This window comes from Komagataeibacter rhaeticus, from assembly GCF_011611525.1.
Lineage (GTDB): Bacteria > Pseudomonadota > Alphaproteobacteria > Acetobacterales > Acetobacteraceae > Komagataeibacter > Komagataeibacter rhaeticus.
Genome location: NZ_CP050139.1, coordinates 717,551 through 736,443, shown reverse-complemented (window position 1 = coordinate 736,443; position 18,893 = coordinate 717,551). Strand labels below are relative to the sequence as shown.

Annotated in this window: 16 protein-coding genes; 11 read left to right on the top strand and 5 right to left on the bottom strand. The window is 64.7% G+C overall.

Annotated elements, in window-relative coordinates:
- The first annotated feature begins 197 nt into the window (after window positions 1-197).
- Both GWK63_RS03430 and mutT read left to right on the top strand, forming a co-directional pair.
- Window positions 198-1,319 carry an aromatic ring-hydroxylating oxygenase subunit alpha gene (locus GWK63_RS03430; RefSeq protein WP_034929170.1) on the top strand — a complete coding sequence of 374 codons (1,122 nt, stop codon included), beginning with the start codon at window positions 198-200 and terminating at the stop codon, window positions 1,317-1,319.
- Entirely contained in the window at window positions 1,316-2,317 is a 1,002-nt protein-coding gene (gene mutT / locus GWK63_RS17395; RefSeq protein ID WP_007399142.1) for an 8-oxo-dGTP diphosphatase MutT, read from the top strand. Before GWK63_RS03430 ends, mutT begins: the two co-directional genes overlap by 4 nt.
- 2 nt (window positions 2,318-2,319) lie before the next feature.
- Here mutT and GWK63_RS03420 read toward each other — a convergent pair whose 3' ends face one another.
- Window positions 2,320-3,249, bottom strand: a complete 930-nt coding sequence (locus GWK63_RS03420; protein WP_223846628.1) for an SMP-30/gluconolactonase/LRE family protein — start codon at window positions 3,247-3,249, stop codon at window positions 2,320-2,322.
- Between the two features lie 79 nt (window positions 3,250-3,328).
- Between GWK63_RS03420 and GWK63_RS03415 the strand changes: the two genes are divergently transcribed.
- The gene (locus tag GWK63_RS03415) at window positions 3,329-4,087 is read left to right on the top strand and encodes a competence/damage-inducible protein A (protein ID WP_034929344.1); all 759 of its coding nucleotides are present in this window, start codon (window positions 3,329-3,331) and stop codon (window positions 4,085-4,087) included.
- Between the two features lie 51 nt (window positions 4,088-4,138).
- Here the strand turns inward: GWK63_RS03415 and GWK63_RS03410 are convergent, their stop codons facing one another.
- From GWK63_RS03410 to GWK63_RS03400, 3 genes are all read right to left on the bottom strand, one after another.
- Window positions 4,139-5,095 (bottom strand): acetyl-CoA carboxylase carboxyltransferase subunit alpha, encoded by a 957-nt coding sequence (locus GWK63_RS03410; protein ID WP_039999430.1) that lies wholly within the window; start codon window positions 5,093-5,095, stop codon window positions 4,139-4,141.
- Between the two features lie 75 nt (window positions 5,096-5,170).
- Window positions 5,171-6,094 carry a tyrosine recombinase gene (locus GWK63_RS03405; RefSeq protein ID WP_007399138.1) on the bottom strand — a complete coding sequence of 308 codons (924 nt, stop codon included), beginning with the start codon at window positions 6,092-6,094 and terminating at the stop codon, window positions 5,171-5,173.
- A gap of 14 nt (window positions 6,095-6,108) precedes the next feature.
- Window positions 6,109-6,324, bottom strand: a complete 216-nt coding sequence (locus tag GWK63_RS03400) for a hypothetical protein (RefSeq protein WP_007399137.1) — start codon at window positions 6,322-6,324, stop codon at window positions 6,109-6,111.
- Between the two features lie 129 nt (window positions 6,325-6,453).
- Here GWK63_RS03400 and aroB point away from each other — a divergent pair, with 129 nt between their 5' ends.
- The 8 genes from aroB to GWK63_RS03360 all read left to right on the top strand — a co-directional run bounded on the left by aroB (window position 6,454) and on the right by GWK63_RS03360 (window position 18,412).
- Window positions 6,454-8,187 (top strand): 3-dehydroquinate synthase, encoded by a 1,734-nt coding sequence (aroB, locus tag GWK63_RS03395; RefSeq protein WP_050800736.1) that lies wholly within the window; start codon window positions 6,454-6,456, stop codon window positions 8,185-8,187.
- Window positions 8,188-8,456: 269 nt separating this feature from the next.
- Window positions 8,457-9,680, top strand: coding sequence for an OmpA family protein (locus tag GWK63_RS03390; RefSeq protein ID WP_007399135.1), 1,224 nt, complete (start codon window positions 8,457-8,459; stop codon window positions 9,678-9,680).
- Window positions 9,681-10,088: 408 nt separating this feature from the next.
- A complete protein-coding gene (locus GWK63_RS03385; protein ID WP_007399132.1) occupies window positions 10,089-11,195 on the top strand; it encodes an OmpA family protein in 1,107 nt (368 codons plus the stop codon).
- Between the two features lie 380 nt (window positions 11,196-11,575).
- The gene (locus GWK63_RS03380) at window positions 11,576-12,670 is read left to right on the top strand and encodes an OmpA family protein (protein WP_007399130.1); all 1,095 of its coding nucleotides are present in this window, start codon (window positions 11,576-11,578) and stop codon (window positions 12,668-12,670) included.
- A gap of 174 nt (window positions 12,671-12,844) precedes the next feature.
- Window positions 12,845-13,372 carry a GtrA family protein gene (locus GWK63_RS03375; protein ID WP_007399128.1) on the top strand — a complete coding sequence of 176 codons (528 nt, stop codon included), beginning with the start codon at window positions 12,845-12,847 and terminating at the stop codon, window positions 13,370-13,372.
- 522 nt (window positions 13,373-13,894) lie between these two features.
- Window positions 13,895-16,546: an alanine--tRNA ligase gene (alaS, locus tag GWK63_RS03370; RefSeq protein ID WP_039999329.1), complete on the top strand. Its 2,652-nt coding sequence runs from the start codon at window positions 13,895-13,897 to the stop codon at window positions 16,544-16,546.
- A gap of 293 nt (window positions 16,547-16,839) precedes the next feature.
- The gene (locus GWK63_RS03365; protein WP_007399123.1) at window positions 16,840-17,532 is read left to right on the top strand and encodes a carbonic anhydrase; all 693 of its coding nucleotides are present in this window, start codon (window positions 16,840-16,842) and stop codon (window positions 17,530-17,532) included.
- Window positions 17,533-17,560: 28 nt separating this feature from the next.
- Window positions 17,561-18,412 (top strand): endonuclease/exonuclease/phosphatase family protein, encoded by an 852-nt coding sequence (locus tag GWK63_RS03360; protein ID WP_007399122.1) that lies wholly within the window; start codon window positions 17,561-17,563, stop codon window positions 18,410-18,412.
- 9 nt (window positions 18,413-18,421) lie between these two features.
- On the opposite strand, the gene GWK63_RS03355 is transcribed toward GWK63_RS03360, so the two are convergent.
- Window positions 18,422-18,775 (bottom strand): hypothetical protein, encoded by a 354-nt coding sequence (locus tag GWK63_RS03355; protein ID WP_007399121.1) that lies wholly within the window; start codon window positions 18,773-18,775, stop codon window positions 18,422-18,424.
- Window positions 18,776-18,893 lie beyond the last annotated feature (118 nt).

Sequence of the window (18,893 nt, the reverse complement as noted above, 5' to 3'; positions counted from 1 at the left end):
GCTGGTGGCAAAGGGGGCGCGCGGCATATTACAAAACATGATCACGTTGAACCATTTGCCCTGCCCGAAAAAAACCTCCTTAATATCGCCATGGCGGCAAGATATTGTTGGGAATGCCTCGCAACTTACATGTAGAACCGGTGTCCTGCCCCGTGGCACCCCCGGCTGCCATGCCCTGCAAACAGTCAAGAGAGACAATGGATCAGTCGTTATCGCCTGACAGCATGCAATCCTCCGCCCCGGTCACCGGGCGGGATCTGCGCCGAATCCGCGCCAACCCCGATTTCTGGTATCCTGTTGCCTGGTCACGGGAACTGAAGCCCGGCAAGACCATTGGCACCCGCTATGCCGGGCAGCCCATTGCCCTGGTCCGCCCGCTGGAGGGCGGGAGCGTCTTTGCACTGGAAGACCGCTGCGCCCACCGTCAGGTCCCGCTCAGCAAGGGTACGGTCAAGGGCGACTCGGTGCAGTGCTGCTATCATGGCTGGGCCTATGGCCGTTCGGGCCGCTGCATCGACGTGCCCTATCTGGGCAAGGGCAAGCTGCCCAACGGGGTGCGCACCTACCCCGTGCGTGAGGTCGATGGCCTGATCTTCGTCTTTCCCGGCGATGCGGCGAAGGCGGAGACGACGCCCTTCCCCCGCCTGGCGGAAGTGGCCAGCCCCGCCTACAAGACCCGCCGCTTCGGCCAGCTGGTACACTGCCACTACAGCTTCATGCACGAGAACCTGATGGATATGAACCACCAGTTCATGCACATGAAGCAGATGGGGCAGATGAAGCCCCGCTTCCTGGGGCAGGAACGTGGTCCCGGCCTGGTGGAAGCACGCTACAGCTTTGCGCGCACCGGCGGCAAGCAGCCGATCGGCGAGGCGCTGATCTTTGGCCAGAAGCGCGACAACAGCGAGAAATTCGCCCATCGCGACGTGATGACCATCCGCACCACCTATCCCTACCAGACCCTTCATATCCAGACGGGTGACAACGCGCCGGTCATGGACCTGTGGATTGCGTACGTACCGCAGGACGAGGCGGAACTGACCAACCGGGTGTTCGGGCTGCTGTCCATCAAGCGGCCGGGGATTCCGGGCATACTGGACCTGGCCTGGCCGTTCCTGACCGCGTTTACCGAACGGATCTTCCGTGAGGACCGTGAGATCGTGGAGCTGGAGCAGAACGCCTGGTATGAACAGGGCGGTGACCGCAACCAGGAAATCTTTCCCGTGATCAACAGCCTGCGGTCGCTGCTGGCCGAATGCGGGTTGCCTGCCGACCAGGATACGCCCGCCCCCGTGGCCAGGGGCGCCTCCCGCGCATGAGTGTTCATGGAGGACATGATCCCGGTACCCTACTGGAGGCTGGCGAATACCGCCTGCGTGAAGTCCGCACATCAGATGCGGGCACAATGCACAGGCTGATCAACGACTGGAGCGTGGTGCGGATGCTCAGCCGCGTTCCCTTCCCGTATTCGCTGGCCATGACAGAGGACTGGATCACGGCCACCATGGAACAGTCCCGGCGTGGCGAAGCCTATCACTTCGCCATCACCTGTCCGCACTCCGATCAGCCCGATGCGCTGATCGGCTGTATCGGGCTGCGCATCAACGCTACCGAACGCTCCTGCTCGCTGGGGTACTGGGTCGGTCGCGCGCACTGGAACCGCAAGGTCGCCAGCACCACGGCGGGCAGGCTGGCGCGCTGGGCGCTGGCCAACCTGCCGGTGGACCGGCTTACGGCCTCGGCGGCCCATGACAACCATGCCTCCGTCGCGGTGCTGAAGCGGATCGGGTTTCGGGAAAACGGCACCGCCACGCAGGAATTCGTCTCTCGCGGGGGGGAATACCCTGTCCGCCTGTTCGAGGCCCGACATGCCGACCTGTCGGGGGAGGCCATGGCCGGGACGCAGGCCGACGGCCCGCGCCGGATCGTGCTGGTGGCTGCCGTCGCGCTGGTGGATTCGGATGCCCGCATCCTGCTGGCCCGCAGGCCCGAGGGCAAATCCATGGCCGGGCTGTGGGAATTCCCCGGCGGCAAGGTGGAAGCGGGTGAGACACCCGAGGAAGCGCTGGTGCGGGAACTGGATGAGGAACTGGGCCTGGACGTGGCCCGCTCCTGCCTGGCACCCTTTACCTTTGTCTCCCACGATTACGGGCATTTCCACCTGCTCATGCCCGTCTATGTCTGCCACCGCTGGAAGAACACCCCCATCGCGCGGGAGGGGCAGAAGCTGGAATGGGTGCCGGCATCCAGGCTGCGCGACTACCCCATGCCCGATGCCGACCGCCCGCTGGTCCCGCTGCTGCAGGACCTGCTCTAGCCCTAGCCCTGCTTGACCTCGTCACACAGGCCGTCCATCCCATCGGCCGGGAAGGCACGGGATGCCTGTCCGGGCACCTCCACACGCAGGCTGAACAGTCCCCCCGCCTGCGGGTAGCGGGCCAGCGCATCGGGCGGCGTGTTCCTGCGTGCTGTCGTGACATAAAGCGTGCGCAGGTCGGGACCGCCAAAGGCCACCTTGGTCACATTGACGGCAGGTACCGCCACCGGCGGCAGTTCCACGCCATCTGGCGTAAACCGCATGACCCGCCCCCCGTTCCAGGCCCCCACCCACACGGTGCCCGCGCTGTCCACCACCACGCCGTCGGGATACCCCTCCGCCACACGGGCGAAGATGCGCCGGCCGGACAGGCTGCCATCGGGCGCCAGGTCAAACACATATATGATCCCGGCGGGGGAATTGTTGTGGTACAGCTTCGTGCCATCGGGCGAGATGGCGGGGCCGTTGGTCACGACATACCCTTCGTCATGGCGCAGCACGTCCAGCCTGCCGCCCCTGCCGCGGGTGACGGAATAGAGCGCGCCACTGGGTGTCGCCTCGCCATCATCCATGGTGCCGAACCACAGCCGGCCCGTCGAATCGACACAGCCGTCATTGATGCGGTTGCCCGGCAGGTCACGTTCCACCGCCACCAGGCAGGTGAACCGGCCCGAAGCCGGGTCAAACCCGTACAGCCCGTCCTTCAGCCCGCATATGAGTGTCCCGTCACTGGCGGGCACGACAAAACCCGGGCGCTGCGGCGTGGCCCACGAAGCATGGCCACCGCTTTCCGGGTGGAAACGGTGGATGGCCTGTCCCACGATATCCACGAAATAAAGCGCCTGTTCGCGCACGGACCACACGGGGCCTTCGCCCAGTTCCGCCCTGATGTCCCACACACAGTGCGGCTGTGGCATTGCTGCCGTGTTCATGGCTTCTCCTTCCGGCGGGCTGTCTGTCATTGTAGGGTGAACGTGAAACGCCCCTGCCGCAACCAAGTGGAATGTCATGATGAACCCCACAGCCTGCCTGCTTGTCATTGGCAACGAGATCCTGTCCGGCCGCACCCAGGACGTGAACGTGCAGTATATCGCGCGCCGCCTGTCGGAAACCGGCATTACCCTGAGCGAGGTACGGATCATTCCCGATATCCGCGCCGTCATTGTCCGTAACGTGACCGAGGCCCGCGCGGCCCATGACAACGTCTTCACCACCGGCGGCATCGGGCCGACGCATGACGATATCACCTCTGCCTGTGTTGCGGAATCGTTCGGGGTGCCCTGGGTGCACCACCCCGCGACATTCCGCCTGCTGGAAGCGCATTTCGCCCCCGGCGAATTCAATGCCGCCCGCCAGCGCATGGCCACCATGCCACAGGGGGCCATCCCCATCCGCAATTCCGTGTCGGTGGCGCCGGGCTTTACCATGGGCAACGTACATGTCATGGCGGGCGTGCCCCGCATCATGCGCGCGATGTTCGAGGAGGTGCTGCCCACCCTACCCCACGGCACGCCGGTCACATCACAGGCATGGCATGCGAACGGGCTGTATGAAGGGGCACTGGCCGCGGCGCTGGAGGCCATCCAGCACCGCTACCCGGCCGTGGATATCGGTTCCTACCCCTACCGGCTGGATGAAAGCCAGCGTGGTGTCTGCCTGCTGTGCAAGGGGACGGACACCCGCGCCGTGCATGACGCGGCCCACGCGGTCCGTGACCTGATCAAGGAAATGGGTTTCGAGCCGCAGGCCGGTGAACCCGCGAAAGCCTGATGTTTCCCTGCCCGGCCGTGCCGCACGCGGCGGCACGATCCGGCACGCAATTCAGGAAACCGCTTCACGCCCCATGGCAAGGAACTTGTCGCGCCGCTGCGCCTTGAGCAGGGCCGGGTCCTTCGCCTGCAGGCCGGGCAGCTCGGCGGCAATGGCGTCGCCCACGGCCCGGATGGCAGCCGCCGGGTCACGCTGCGCGCCGCCCAGTGGCTCGGGGATGATGCGGTCGATCAGCCGCAGCTGGAGCAGGTCCTGCGCGGTCAGCTTCAGCGCATCCGCCGCCGTGCTCGCCTGCTTGGGGTCGCGCCACAGGATGGAGGAACACGCCTCGGGCGAGATGACGGAATAGATGGCATGTTCCAGCATCATCACCCGGTCCCCCGCGCCAAGGGCCACGGCACCGCCGGACCCCCCTTCGCCAATAACGGTGGCAATGACCGGCACCGGCACGTTCAGGCAGGTATCAATGGAACGCGCGATGGCCTCCGCCTGGCCACGGGCCTCGGCATCGATGCCGGGCCACGCGCCCGATGTGTCGATGAAGGTCAGGACCGGCAGGCCGAATCGCCCGGCCAGTTTCATCAGGCGCTGCGCCTTGCGGTAGCCTTCGGGCCGGGCCATGCCGAAATTATGCTTCAGCCGCGTCTCGATCTCGGCCCCGCGTTCGGTCCCGATCACCACCACCGGCTGGCCGTTGAAACGGCCAATGCCGCCAATGATGGCCTTGTCCTCACCAAACAGGCGGTCCCCCGCCAGCGGCGCGAATTCGGTGATCAGCGCACCGATGTAATCCACCGTGTGCGGCCGCTGGGCATGGCGGGCGACCTGCACCTTCTGCCATGGGGTCAGCTTGGCGTAGGCCGTACGCAACTGCCGGTCGGCTTTCTCGCTCAACCGGGCGATCTCTTCCGCGATGTTGATCCCGTCCGGACCGGACATCTTGCGAAGCTCGTCGATCTTGTTCTCAAGCTCGGCGACCGACTTTTCGAAATCTAGAAACTGGCGCATGCGCTGCCGATAGCACAGCCTGCACGCCAGCCAAACATTTTCACGCGGGGAATTCACCCCGCCATGCATTTTTGTCTATCCCACCTCCAGCTCCCCCGCGTGGGACAGGGGATGGTGGTCAGCCACCGCCTCGCGCAGGCGGTCAAGCATGACGTGGGTATAGATCTGTGTTGTCGCGATATCGGCATGGCCCAGCAGCACCTGCAACGCGCGCAGGTCCGCCCCGTGGGCCAGCAGGTGCGTGGCAAAGGAATGGCGCAGCACATGCGGCGAAAGCCGGGCCGGGTCCAGCCCCGCGCGCAGGGCCACATCGTGCAGGATGCGGTCGAATCCCTGCCGGGTCATGGGCCGGGCCACCCCACGGCCGGGAAACAGGAAGGGACTCCGGCGCGCGGCATCGGCTTCCATCAGCGCGCGGGCGGCTTCACGCGCACGCGCCGACATGGGCACCATGCGCTCGCGCCCGCCCTTGCCCCGCACCAGCATCATGCCGGGTGCTGCATCCAGCGCGCGGCGGGGCAGCGCCAGCAGTTCGGATATGCGCAGCCCCGATGCATACAGCATTTCCAGCGCCGCGCGCGCGACCTGCAGCCTGCGCTGGCGCGCGGGAGTTGCATCGGGTTCCGGCGCGCAGGCGGCCAGCAGGGCCTCCACCTCCCCTTCCGACAGGAAACGCGGCAGCGGCGTGTCCAGCCGGGGGGCTTCCAGCAGGGCGGCGGGATTGTCGGGCCGCATGCCCTCCCGCGCCAGGAACAGGAAATACTGCTTCAGGCACGACAGCCTGCGCGCCTGGGTGCGCGCCGCCAGCCCCTGCCCCGCCAGACCGGCCAGATAGGCACGCAGGTCGGCCTCCCCCGCCGTGCGCGCCGTAACACCACCGGCATGAAGGACCGCCGTCATGTCCGCCAGGTCACGGGCATAGGCGGCCAGCGTGTTCAGGGCAGCACCCCGTTCGGCGGCCTGCATTTCCAGAAAGGCGTCAATCCCGTCCGCCTGCACGCCGCCGGGCACCCCTAGTGCAGAGGCGCAAGCGGGGTCACGGGCAGCGGCGCGGGCGCGCCCGGCAGCGCGGGAAGGGCCGCCGCCGCGGGCGGGGCGGGTGGGGCGAAGGGAATGTCCTTATGGATGGCCTGCTGCACCGGCGCGGGCGGAAAGGCGCCCAGCGAGAAGAATCCCCCCACGGCGCACAGGGCAAGAACGCCAACCAGGGCAATGACTATACGGAGCATCAGACCGCTTCCCATATCCTGCAAAATCCGGTTTCGCGTGTTCCCGTACCCGGACACGCCCCATGCGCGACACAGGTCCCGGGCGCGGAGTCTACCGGTCCTGTCCTGCTGTATGTTAGGTTGCCGCGCATGTCACGCCAGATTCCCCCCGACCGGCCCAGTCCGGAGGCTCCGTCACTCAGCATTCCGCTCGACCTGAACGCCGTGGGCCCATCCGCCCCGCGACAGGCCGGATGCGGCCGGACCATCGTGCTGGTGGGCCTGATGGGGGCGGGCAAGACCACAATCGGCCGCATCCTTGCCACGACGCTGGGCCTGCCCTTTGTCGATTCGGACGAGGAGATCGAGCGCGCGGCCGGCTGCTCGATCGCCGACCTGTTCCAGAAATACGGCGAGCCGGAATTCCGCCGGGGCGAACGGCTGGTCATCCGCCGCCTGCTGTCCGGCCCGCCCGTGGTGCTGGCGACCGGCGGCGGCGCCTTCATGGATCAGCGCACGCGCGCCAGCGTGCGCGAGCAGGCAGTGTCCATCTGGCTGCGCTGCCCGCTGCCGCTGCTGGTACAGCGCGTGGCGGAGCGCACACACCGCCCGCTGCTCAATACCGCCTCGCCGCACGCGGTGCTGGCGGATTTCATGCGCATCCGCCATCCGGTCTATGCGGAAGCGGATATCATCGTGGATTGTGGAGATGACAACGTGGAACACAGCGCCGACCATGTGCTGCAGGCCCTGAAACACAGCCAGCAGCCGCTGCGCGTGCCCGTGCGGCTGGAGCGCGCCAGCTACGAGGTGATGATCGGCCCCGACGTGATCCGCCGCGCGGGCGCGCTGCTGGCCCCCGTCCTGCCCCAGAAGCGCGTGATGATCGTGACCGACGCGACGGTCTCCCCCCTGCACCTGCCCCGCCTGCTGGAAGGGCTGGAGGAATGCGCCATCCGTGCCGAGGTGATCACCATCCCCCCCGGCGAGGGGTCCAAGAGCATGGCCCGGTACGAGCAGGTGACCAATGCCCTGCTGGAAGCGCATGTGGAGCGGGGCACCACGGTCGTGGCGCTGGGCGGCGGCGTGGTGGGGGATCTGTCCGGATTCTGCGCCGCCACCACCCTGCGCGGGCTGCCGTTCGTACAGATTCCGACCACGCTGCTTTCGCAGGTGGATTCGTCGGTGGGGGGCAAGACGGGCATCAATACCCCGTTTGGCAAGAATCTGGTGGGCGCGTTCCACCAGCCCATCGCCGTGCTGGCCGACACGTCCACCCTGGCCACCCTGCCGGTGCGCGAACTGCGCGCGGGGTATGCCGAAATCGTAAAATCCGGGCTGCTGGGCGATGCGGCACTGTTCGCATGGTGTGAGCGCCACGGGGCGGCGGTGCTGGCGGGCGACCCCGCCATGCAGGCCGAGGCCATTCGCATGGCCTGTGCCTTCAAGGCCCGCGTGGTCACGGCCGATGAGCGCGAGGAGCGCCGCGTCGATGGCCGCGCCCTGCTCAACCTGGGCCACACCTTCGGCCACGCGCTGGAAGCCGAGATGGGGTACGATGGCAGCCTGCTGCATGGGGAAGCCGTGTCCATCGGGCTGCGGCTGGCCTTCATGCTGTCGGTCAGGCTGGGCTACTGCCCCGCCGGGGACCTGGAGCGCGTGACCCGCCATCTGGAAGACCTGTCCATGCCGCTGCGGGTCAGCGATACGGGGCGGAATTTTTCCGCCAGCCAGCTTGTGCGCAACATGCAGCGCGACAAGAAAATGCGCGATGGCCGCCTGTCCTTCGTGCTGGTACGCGGCATCGGACAGGCCTTTACCTGTCGCGACGTACCCGATGAGGCCGTGCTGGACGTGCTGCGCGCGGATGGCTGCACACCCTGACCCGTCGCGCCGCGCGATGTGATTTTTATACAACAGCCCCCTGCCTTCCCCACGATGGGCAGGGGGTATTTACCGTATTTCAATCCTTGCCCCGCACAACGGTCCCGCCACGGACCGGCGGGGCCGGATGCCACCATTCCCACCCGGCCGCTGGCACCATTCTCACGGCCCCTCTCCGGGCCGATCGTGTCAACAAGCATCAGGCCGGTGTGGAATGCCCCCATCTCCACAGCAGAGAAGGCGTCTGATCAAGTATCAAGGACGGGAATATGCGTCTTCGCGCGGCATTGCTGGCGACTGCACTGACCACGACCCCGGTTGTCACCGCCATGGCAACAACAATCACCGGCCCCTATGCCGATATCGGCGGCGGCTACAACCTGACCCAGACCCAGCATCTTCATGATTTTGACAATGACCGTCTCATGAAGGGGTATGTCGACCACGCGCCTGCCGCCTCGCAGGCGGACGTGCGCGATACCTACAGCCCGAGCATGCATTACCGCGAACGGGTACGCCACGGCGATGGCTGGACCGGCTTCGCCGCCTTTGGCTGGGGCTTCGGCAATGGCCTGCGCGCGGAAGTCGAAGGCGCGTACAACTGGTCCGGCCTGACCGGCATGACCTTCAGCCAGGGCGGCCCGCGGGGCGGTTCCACCACCGGCAGGACCCAGGGCAGCGACCGCTCCTACGGCGGTTTCATCAATGTGCTGTATGACATCGACCTCAAGCGCCTGTTCAACATTGACGTGCCGGTCACGCCATTTGTCGGTGTGGGTGCGGGCTATCTTTGGCAGAATGTAAGCAGCAGCACGGTGCTGGCCTCCAACAGCAGCCTCAACCTGCGCCAGCACGGCACCAATGGCAGCTTCGCCTACCAGGGTATCGTGGGTGCGGCCTATGACATACCGGGCGTGGCCGGCCTGCAGATGACCACCGAATACCGCATGGTCGGTCAGGTGGAATCGTTCAGCATGGGCAACATCACACAGTCCTACACCGCCAATTACGGTGCCGATAACAGCCACCCGAGCTACGACCACCGCTTCAACCACCAGTTCATCGTGGGCGTCCGCTACGCCTTCAACACCGCCCCGCCGCCACCGCCGCCGGCCCCCGCCGTCGTCCCGCCCGTGCCCGCCGTGGCGCGTACCTACCTGGTGTTCTTCGACTGGGATGGGGCAGCCCTGACCGGCCGCGCGCGCGAGATCGTGGCAGAGGCCGCACAGGCTTCCACCCACGTCCAGACCACCCGCATCGAGGTGAACGGTTATACCGACAATTCCGCCGCCCAGCCCGGCCCGCGCGGGCAGCAGTACAACCTTGGCCTGTCCCTGCGCCGCGCGGACAGCGTGAAGGCCGAACTGATCCGTGACGGCGTGCCCGCCAGCGCCATTGGCGTGCAGGGCTATGGCGAAGCCCGCCCGCTGGTGCCGACCGGCCCCGACACGCGGGAGCCGCAGAACCGCCGCGTGGAGATCATCCTGCACTGACCTCCAGTCCCGCCTGACAACAAAACCATGTGGAAAATCAGGGAGAATGCCCGGCATTCTCCCTTTTTGCGTCGAATCGTCCAGTGCCATGACGACCGTCAGGCAGCCCCTCCTTTTCCGGCAATGTCCTATGCAAAATAGAAGGGGCTGTGCCGGCAGTGCAAAAAATCCTTTATAAAGTCACAACTTTTCGCAGCACCTTCCAAAGCTTCCTGAAAGATATGTGTTTTTTTTGCCACACACGATCCGCTTGCGCCATTTTGCCCATTCTCAAGCCTGCCCAGACACGCTAATCCCCGCATCATAGCTTGCGGGTAATCTCAGGCTGCCCTGTCTTCGGGGCATATCCATTGCCCGGCCCACAAGATAGGGCTCTGCCCTGCAACAACAGAGTTTAAGGACTTGAACATGCGTCTTCGCGCAGCGTTACTGGCTACCAGCCTGCTGGCAGCGGCACCGGTCGCCGCCAAAGCCACGACCATCACCGGTCCCTATGTGGGCATCGGCGGTGGCTACGATCTGACCCAGACCCAGCATATGCATGATGCTGACCTGAAAAACGGCGCCAACGGCAATGACGACGGCGGCCAGCATGTCCGTCACGGCCATGGCTGGACCGGCTTTGCCAATGTTGGCTGGGGCTTCGGTAACGGCCTGCGCGCCGAAGTCGAAGGTGCCTACAGCTGGACCGCAATCACCAGTGTCGATGCCGAGAAGACGAAGGGTCACGACCGTTCGTATGGCGGCTTCGTCAACGTACTGTATGACATCGACCTGAAGCGTCTGTTCGGCATTGATGTGCCGGTCACGCCGTTCGTCGGTGCCGGTGCCGGTTACCTGTGGGAAAACGCGAATGTCACGGGCATGTCCTCCGGCGCCCAGATGAAGGGCACGAACGGCAGCTTCGCCTATCAGGGTATCGTGGGTGCGGCCTACGACATCCCGGGCGTGTCCGGCCTGCAGATGACCACCGAATACCGCATGGTTGGTCAGGTTGAAGACTTCGGGATGGGCAACATCCACGCTTCCGGTGGTGGCTACACGAGCGCCGAGCGCTTCGATCACCGCTTCAACCACGAGTTCATCGTAGGCGTCCGCTACGCGTTCAACAACGCGCCGCCGCCGCCGCCGCCGGCCCCCGCTGTCGTGCCGCCCGCGCCGACCGCGGCCCGCACCTACCTGGTGTTCTTCGACTGGGACGGCGCAGCCCTGACCGGCCGCTCGCGTGAGATCGTGGCAGAGGCCGCACAGGCTTCCACCCACGTCCAGACCACCCGCATCGAAGTCAACGGTTATACCGATAACACGGCGGCCCACCCCGGCCCGCGTGGCCAGCAGTACAACCTTGGCCTGTCCATGCGCCGCGCGGACAGCGTGAAGGCTGAACTGATCCGTGACGGTGTGCCCGCCAACGCCATCGACATCCATGGCTATGGTGAAGCCCACCCGCTGGTGCCGACCGGCCCCGACACGCGTGAGCCCCAGAACCGTCGCGTCGAGATCATCCTGCACTGATCACGGCCAACACGGTCACCAAAACGGAAAAGGAGCACTTCGGTGCTCCTTTTTTTATGCCCGTTTTAATGTATGAAAAATTTCTTACTTTTTGAAATACTTCGTTTATTGCGTGATTTTTCTGCCACATTGGGCCTTGAAGATTGTGCGAGACACTTGTTTCCAATGGAATCTTCCCTAACTAGACAATTGTTCTAAAATGGGAAAATCGATTGATCGGCCTGCATTCGGCACGGTGTCACTTTTCTGCCGCCATATGGTAGCAGGGTTCAGGCAACCCCGGGCAACACACAGTGTTTAGGGATATGGATTGATTAATCTTCGCATCCCATGCGTGATGTGGTTTACAAAGAAGTAATAACATGAGGAAGGACGAACATATGCGTCTCCGCACTGCCCTGCTGGCAACCAGCCTGCTGGCAGCGACACCGTTCGCAGCCAAGGCCACGACCATTACTGGCCCCTATGTCGATATCGGCGGTGGCTACAACCTGACCCAGACCCAGCACGGGCATTTCGCGGATACGGAAGATGGCCCGGGCCGTGAAAAGCTTGGCCACCGTCATGGCTGGACCGGCTTTGGCGCGGTGGGCTGGGGCTTTGGCAACGGCCTGCGCGCTGAAATCGAAGGCGACTACAACTGGTCCGAAATCTACAGCAAGACCCGTGGCGACAAGGGCAGCGACCGCTCCTATGGCGGTTTCGTCAACGTGCTGTATGACATCGACCTCAAGCGCCTGTTCAACATTGACGTGCCGGTCACGCCGTTTGTCGGTGTTGGCGCGGGCTACCTGTGGCAGAACGCCCATGACGTGACCGTTGGCAACAACGCGGCACGCAGCCTGAGCGGCACCAAGGGTGGCTTCGCCTATCAGGGCATCGTCGGTGCGGCCTATGACATCCCCGGTGTCCCTGGCCTGCAGATGACCACCGAATACCGCATGATCGGCCAGCCCTCCTCCTTCACCATGGGCAACTACACCGCCAGCGGGCCGGAAGGTACGGGTCATGCCAGCTTTGACCACCGCTTCAACCACCAGTTCATCGTAGGCGTCCGCTACGCGTTCAACAACGCGCCGCCGCCGCCGCCGCCGGCCCCCGCCGTCGTGCCGCCCGCACCGACCGCCGCCCGCACCTACCTGGTGTTCTTCGACTGGGACGGCGCAGCCCTGACCGGCCGCTCGCGTGAGATCGTGGCAGAGGCCGCACAGGCTTCCACCCACGTCCAGACCACCCGCATCGAAGTCAACGGTTATACCGACAACACGGCGGCCCACCCCGGCCCGCGTGGCCAGCAGTACAACCTTGGCCTGTCCATGCGCCGTGCTGAAAGCGTGAAGGCCGAACTGATCCGTGACGGCGTGCCCGCCAACGCCATCGACATCCATGGCTATGGTGAAGCCCACCCGCTGGTGCCGACCGGCCCCGACACGCGTGAGCCCCAGAACCGGCGCGTCGAGATCATCCTGCACTGATCACGGCCAGCCGCTCATCAGGAAAAGGGGGTGCTTCGGTGCCCCCTTTTCTCTTTTATTGACGCAGTATTTGGCCTAATACGATATCCACATGCCCGGCGGGAGGTCCTTGCCGAACAGGCGTGCCCTGACCATATGCCAGCGAATCCCTCGCCCAGGCAGAAGGATCATCCCTTGCCCAGACTCTCTTCCGAGAAAATCACGCAATTCCTCAAATTCGGCATTGTAGGACTGTTAGGACTGGGCTGGGACACAACAGCGGTTTACAGCCTGCGTCCCCTGGTCGGCCTGACTACCGCAACCATCGCCGCCTATTTCATCGCGGCTTCGATCAACTGGTTCATCAACCGGCTGTGGACCTTCCGCAAGGCGGGCAACCAGCATCATTTCATGGTCCAGTGGCTCCGCTTCCTTGCGGGCAACTCGCTGGGGTTCTTCCTGAACCGGGGCTGCGTGTTCATGCTCTTCCACCTTTCCCCCATCTTCAAGGCCAATCCGGTGCTGGCGCTGGTGGCCGGTGCGGCGGCTGGCATGATGGCCAACTTCCATATCAGTCGGAAGCTGGTTTTCCACAGGGAATCGCCCAAGGCCACCGGGCGCCGCAACGTCCAGATCGTGCCCTTCCAGCCTGAACGCGCCGTGGCGCAGAATGCCGTCTCCAGCCGGACCGCTGTCGTGAACTCCCGCAGCAAGACGGGATAACGCGCCCGGGCGCCGTAAGTGGCCCCCACCTGATTCAAGGCGACGGATTGCGTCTTCCACCAGCGTGGCATATTCGCTGCCGCCATGCAGGCCGCATCCATGACCGGCAGGGATTATCCTTCCTGCGGGGCCGGGGACACCGATCTCCGCATAGCCAGCCCGGCACGGCGCCATGGTACCATGCAGGTCACCACCCCGCGGCCCCGGTCAAATACAAACCGGCCGCAGGCAAGTAATTCACGCACCCCGTGCGCAGGCGCGGGCATACCGGATCAGGTCAAGATGATCCCGGATCAGGAAATTCTGGAAGGCGTCGGGCGGCAGGGTGCCAGCAGCCCGTGCTGTTCCGCCGTCCATTCCCGTGGCATATTGAAGCCTCCCGCTGATACAAGCCGCCTGTCATGCCATGGGCATATGGGCGGAACACGCATGTTCGTACTTCCGGTCTGGTGCTACGTGCGCTAGGTGAATGAATCCGGTTTTATATCTATATCTTCAATACAGGATCGTCTGTTTCCCGCCATGCCCACAACAAACGACATTCGTGCCACCTTCCTCGATTATTTCGCGGGGAACGGGCATCAGATCGTGCCGTCCTCGTCCCTGGTGCCGCACAACGATCCGACACTGCTGTTTACCAATGCTGGTATGGTGCAGTTCAAGAACGTGTTCACCGGGCAGGAAACACGTCCCTATTCCCGCGCCACCACCGCCCAGAAGGTCGTGCGCGCGGGCGGCAAGCATAACGACCTGGATAATGTGGGCTATACCGCCCGCCACCATACCTTCTTCGAGATGATGGGCAATTTCTCGTTCGGGGACTATTTCAAGGCCGAAGCTATCGAACTGGCCTGGAAACTGGTGACCGGCACGTTCGGCCTGCCCAAAGAAAAGCTGCTGACCACCGTCTATGCCGATGACGAGGAAGCCGCCAGCCTGTGGCGCAGGATCGCCGGCCTGTCCGATGACCGCATCATCCGCATCCCCACCTCTGACAATTTCTGGCGCATGGGCGATACCGGTCCCTGCGGCCCGTGTTCCGAGATCTTTTACGATCACGGCCCCGAAGTGGCGGGCGGCCCCCCCGGCTCCCCCGATGAGGACGGTGACCGCTTTACCGAAATCTGGAACCTCGTGTTCATGCAGTATTTCGAGAATCCGCCCGGCACCCGCTCGCCCCTGCCGCGCCCGTCCATCGACACCGGGCTGGGGCTGGAGCGTTTTGCCGCCATCCTGCAGGGCAAGCGCGACAATTATGATACCGATACCTTCCGCGCGCTCATCCTCGCCTCGGCCGAGGTGACGGGGCAGGACCCCGACGGGCCATTCAACGCCAGCCACCGCGTGGTGGCCGACCACCTGCGCTCCACCTCGTTCCTGATTGCCGATGGCGTGCTGCCATCCAAGGACGGGCGCGGCTACGTGCTGCGCCGCATCATGCGCCGCGCCATGCGCCACCTGCACATGATGGGCACGACGGAGCCGACCTTCTACAAACTCGTCCCCGCGCTGATCCGGCAGATGGGCGAGGCCTATCCCGAACTGGTCCATGCCCGCGCCCTGATCGAGGGTACGATGAAGGGCGAGGAAGAGCGTTTCAAGGCCATGCTGGACCGTGGCCTGTCGCTGCTGGCGGACGAGACGGAACGCCTGGGCGATGGCGCGCCCCTGCCCGGTGATGTTGCGTTCAAGCTGTATGACACCTTCGGCTTCCCGCTTGACCTGACACAGGATGCCCTGCGCGGCAGCAGCCACAATGTGGATGTGGCGGGCTTCAACGCGGCCATGGAGGTGCAGCGCAAGCGCGCCCGCGCCGCATGGAGCGGTTCGGGCGACAGCGCGACCGAGACCGTGTGGTTCGAGGCCCGCGACACGTTCGGCGCCACCGAATTCCTGGGCTACACCACCGAAACCTCGGATGCCGAGGTACAGACCGTGATCGTGGACAACGCGCAGGTGGAAAGTGCTGGTCCCGGCACCAAGGTGGCGCTGCTGCTCAACCAGACCCCCTTCTATGGGGAAAGCGGTGGCCAGGTGGGCGATACCGGCACCATCACGGCACCCGGCCTGCATATTGCCATTACCGACACGCAGAAAAAGCTGGGCGACCTGCTGGTGCATTACGGCACGGTCATCGAAGGCACGGTCAAGCCCGGCATGGCGGTCACGGCACAGGTCGATCATGACCGCCGCAGCGCCATCCGCGCCCATCATTCCGCCACCCACCTGCTGCACGAGGCCATGCGCCGCAGGCTGGGCGCGCACGTCACCCAGAAGGGCAGCCTGAACGCACCCGACCGCCTGCGCTTTGACGTAAGCCAGCCCCGCCCCATCACGCCCGAGGAACTGGCCGATATCGAGGCCGAGGTGAATGCCCGCATCCGTGAGAATACGGATGTCACCACCCGTCACATGACACCCGAAGAAGCCATCGAGCAGGGCGCCATGGCCCTGTTTGGCGAAAAATACGGTGATGAGGTGCGCGTCGTGTCCATGGGCGGCCCGGAGGAAGGCCGCGCGGGCTGGTCGATCGAACTGTGCGGCGGCACGCATGTGCGCCGCACGGGTGATATCGGGCTGTTCCGCATCACATCGGAAAGTGGCGTATCGTCAGGCGTGCGGCGGATCGAGGCCGTGACCGGCCTGGCCGCGCAGAACGCCACCATCGCCACCGAGGAACGCCTGAACCAGATTGCCGCCATGCTGCGCGTGCCACCTGCGGAAACACCCGAACGCCTGGCCGTGCTGCTGGAAGAGCGCAAGGTGATGGAACGCCAGATTTCCGACCTGCAGCGCAAGCTGGCCTCGGGCAGCCAGGCGGCGGCATCCATTGTGGACGTGGGCGGCATAAAACTTGATGCCCGCAACGTGGGCGAACTGCCGGCCAAGGAACTCAAGCCACTGGCGGATTCGCTGCGCAAGGAAATCGGCTCCGGCGTGATCGTGCTGATCTCCACCGCTGATGGCAAGGGCAGCATCGTCGTGGCCGCCACCCCTGATCTGGGCGAGAAGGTCGACGCCGTGGCACTGGTGCGCGCGGCCAGCACGGCCATGGGCGGCAAGGGCGGCGGTGGCCGGCGCGACATGGCGCAGGCGGGCGGTCCCGACACCACCCGGGTGGAAGCGGCGCTGGAAGCCGTGCGGGCGGCCCTGCAGCAGGGGAACGCCAGCTAGGCACCACCCCGCCAGCAGCCATACAGCCCCATGCAACGGCGCGCCCAGGCGCGCCGTTGTGCTGTACGCCCCCAGGACAGATGAATACTTCAGGACCCGAAGTGAAGATTTATTAATTATATCGTGGTTACATAGTATTTCCAATTCAGTTCAGGAAGAAACCGTTGGGACAGACAGGTGTTTCCATGATACAAAGGACGCGGGATGTAGTCCGGGCCACCGAATTGTACCGCACTGGCGTTGCGGATCATGGCTTTCCCTTTGTCCGGACATTCAGGTGACAGGATTTTATAATGGCTACTACCAATACTGCCCGGGATACCCTTATCGACCTGCTGCACGGCGTTGAACGTTTCAACACCGAAGTCTTCCCGCAGAACCGGGAACTGTTCGCCAGTCTTGCCAACAGCCAGTCACCCGACACGCTGTTCATCGCCTGTGCCGACAGCCGGGTCAATCCCAGCATGATTACCCAGACCCGGCCGGGCGACCTGTTCGTACTGCGCAACATCGGCAATATCGTTCCTGCCTATGGGGAAATGCTGGGCGGTGTGTCATCGGCCATCGAATACGCGGTCAGTGCGCTCAGGGTCTCGCACATCATTGTCTGTGGCCATTCCAACTGCGGCGCCATGAAGGCCCTGCTTGACCCTGAAGCCAGCAACCTGAACAAGATGCCCACCGTGGCAAGCTGGCTGCGCAATGCCGAAGCCGCCCGCGCCGTGCTGGAGGCATCGGATGCAGGCCCCGCTACCGTGCGCAGCCTGTCGGAACAGAACGTACAGCTCCAGATCGCGCATCTGCGCACACACCCCGCCGTGGCGGCGGGGCTTGCCCGCGGCACCCTGACATTGCAGGGATGGTTCTATGATATTGCCAGTGGGGAAGTTGTGGTGCTGGATGAAACATCGCGCACGTTCATCCATGTGGACGAGGCGATTGCCAAGCTGCGCGCCCAGCAGGCGGACAGCGCCTCCACGGCGTAAGGCAGCCCATGCATGGCGGGCGGCATGGGTGTGCCTGCCCGTCATCACGGGCCTGCTGCCCGCAACAGCCGGGGCACGGGAAGATATCCGGCTTTCCACATGGAATCTGGAATGGCTGACCACCCGCCCGCAGGGTGATCCGGCCCTGCCCGCCGATGTCACGCCCCGCACGGTCGTGGAACTGGAACATCTGGCAGCCTATGCCCGGCGCCTGGCCCCCGATATTGCAGCGCTGGAGGAGGTGGACAGCCCGGCGCTTGCCGCCCGGCTGTTCCCTGCCCCGGCCTATCGCATTTTCATTACCCATGACACGGTCGTGCAGAAGGTGGCCCTGGCCGTGCGCGCGGAGCTTGCGGTCACGCGGCATGCTGATGTCACGGCGCTGGATGTCTATGCGCCTGACGCCCCCCACCACCTGCGCGCGGGTCTGGATGTCAGTATCGGCACCGGGGCCGACAGCCTGCGGGTCCTTGTTGTACATCTCAAGGCAGGGTGCCGCGATTCGGCACCGGACAGCCGCAGACCCGCCTGCCGGACGCTGCTACGCCAGATTGCCATTGTCGCGGACTGGATTCTTGAACGTCAGGACGAAGGCGAGGCCTTTGCCGTGCTGGGTGATTTCAACCGGCTGCTGGCCCCCGATGACCCGGCCTTCCATACCCTTGCCGCCAGCGGCCCGCTGGCACTGGTGACCGCGGGCCGGGCAAGCCCCTGCGCGCAGGGCAGCTATTTCATCGACCATATCCTTGTGGGGGGTCCGGCTTACGCCCGGGTGCGGCCGGACAGCCTGCGCGTGATGCTCTACCACGAGGACAGCGGGACGGAGGCCTCCCGCCTGTCCGATCACTGCCCGGTATCCGTCAATCTGTCCCTGCCCTGAAGCCGGGGCCTATTCGGGCCAGATGCCGGAATCATGCATGGCGCTGACGCCCACCATCAGCACGATCATCACGAACACCACCGCCCCCATAAGCTGGAACAGTTCCTTATAGGGCATGAAGGCCGGGTCCATGCTGGCGGCGGCCGTGGCAGCGGCCTGGGTGGTGGCCACGGCATCATGGTCGGTCGTGACCACATGGTCCTGGCCATCCGGCACCGGACCGGGATCGGGCATGTTCATTGCCGCATGGGCGGCCTCATCTTCCTGCACGGCCGCATGCAGGGCCTCGATGGGATGGTCCACACCAGCGGGAACGGCGGACTCCGCCACGACAGTGCTGTCCTGATCGGGGGTATCGGTCATTGACGCTGTACTCCTGCTTCAGCCAAGTCTGTGCCATATACCGACAGGTCGGCAAAGAACCAAACTGCGGACCAGACCCGGACGTGCCATACTAGCACATGCCGCCAGAACAGGAGAG

Coding starts and splice junctions, on each gene's coding strand:
- GWK63_RS03430 (WP_034929170.1), top strand. CDS start 198: ATGGATCAGTCGTTATCGCCTGACAGCATGCAATCCTCCGCCCCGGTC.
- mutT (WP_007399142.1), top strand. CDS start 1,316: ATGAGTGTTCATGGAGGACATGATCCCGGTACCCTACTGGAGGCTGGC.
- GWK63_RS03420 (WP_223846628.1), bottom strand. CDS start 3,249: ATGAACACGGCAGCAATGCCACAGCCGCACTGTGTGTGGGACATCAGG.
- GWK63_RS03415 (WP_034929344.1), top strand. CDS start 3,329: ATGAACCCCACAGCCTGCCTGCTTGTCATTGGCAACGAGATCCTGTCC.
- GWK63_RS03410 (WP_039999430.1), bottom strand. CDS start 5,095: ATGCGCCAGTTTCTAGATTTCGAAAAGTCGGTCGCCGAGCTTGAGAAC.
- GWK63_RS03400 (WP_007399137.1), bottom strand. CDS start 6,324: ATGCTCCGTATAGTCATTGCCCTGGTTGGCGTTCTTGCCCTGTGCGCC.
- aroB (WP_050800736.1), top strand. CDS start 6,454: ATGTCACGCCAGATTCCCCCCGACCGGCCCAGTCCGGAGGCTCCGTCA.
- GWK63_RS03390 (WP_007399135.1), top strand. CDS start 8,457: ATGCGTCTTCGCGCGGCATTGCTGGCGACTGCACTGACCACGACCCCG.
- GWK63_RS03385 (WP_007399132.1), top strand. CDS start 10,089: ATGCGTCTTCGCGCAGCGTTACTGGCTACCAGCCTGCTGGCAGCGGCA.
- GWK63_RS03380 (WP_007399130.1), top strand. CDS start 11,576: ATGCGTCTCCGCACTGCCCTGCTGGCAACCAGCCTGCTGGCAGCGACA.
- alaS (WP_039999329.1), top strand. CDS start 13,895: ATGCCCACAACAAACGACATTCGTGCCACCTTCCTCGATTATTTCGCG.
- GWK63_RS03365 (WP_007399123.1), top strand. CDS start 16,840: ATGGCTACTACCAATACTGCCCGGGATACCCTTATCGACCTGCTGCAC.
- GWK63_RS03355 (WP_007399121.1), bottom strand. CDS start 18,775: ATGACCGATACCCCCGATCAGGACAGCACTGTCGTGGCGGAGTCCGCC.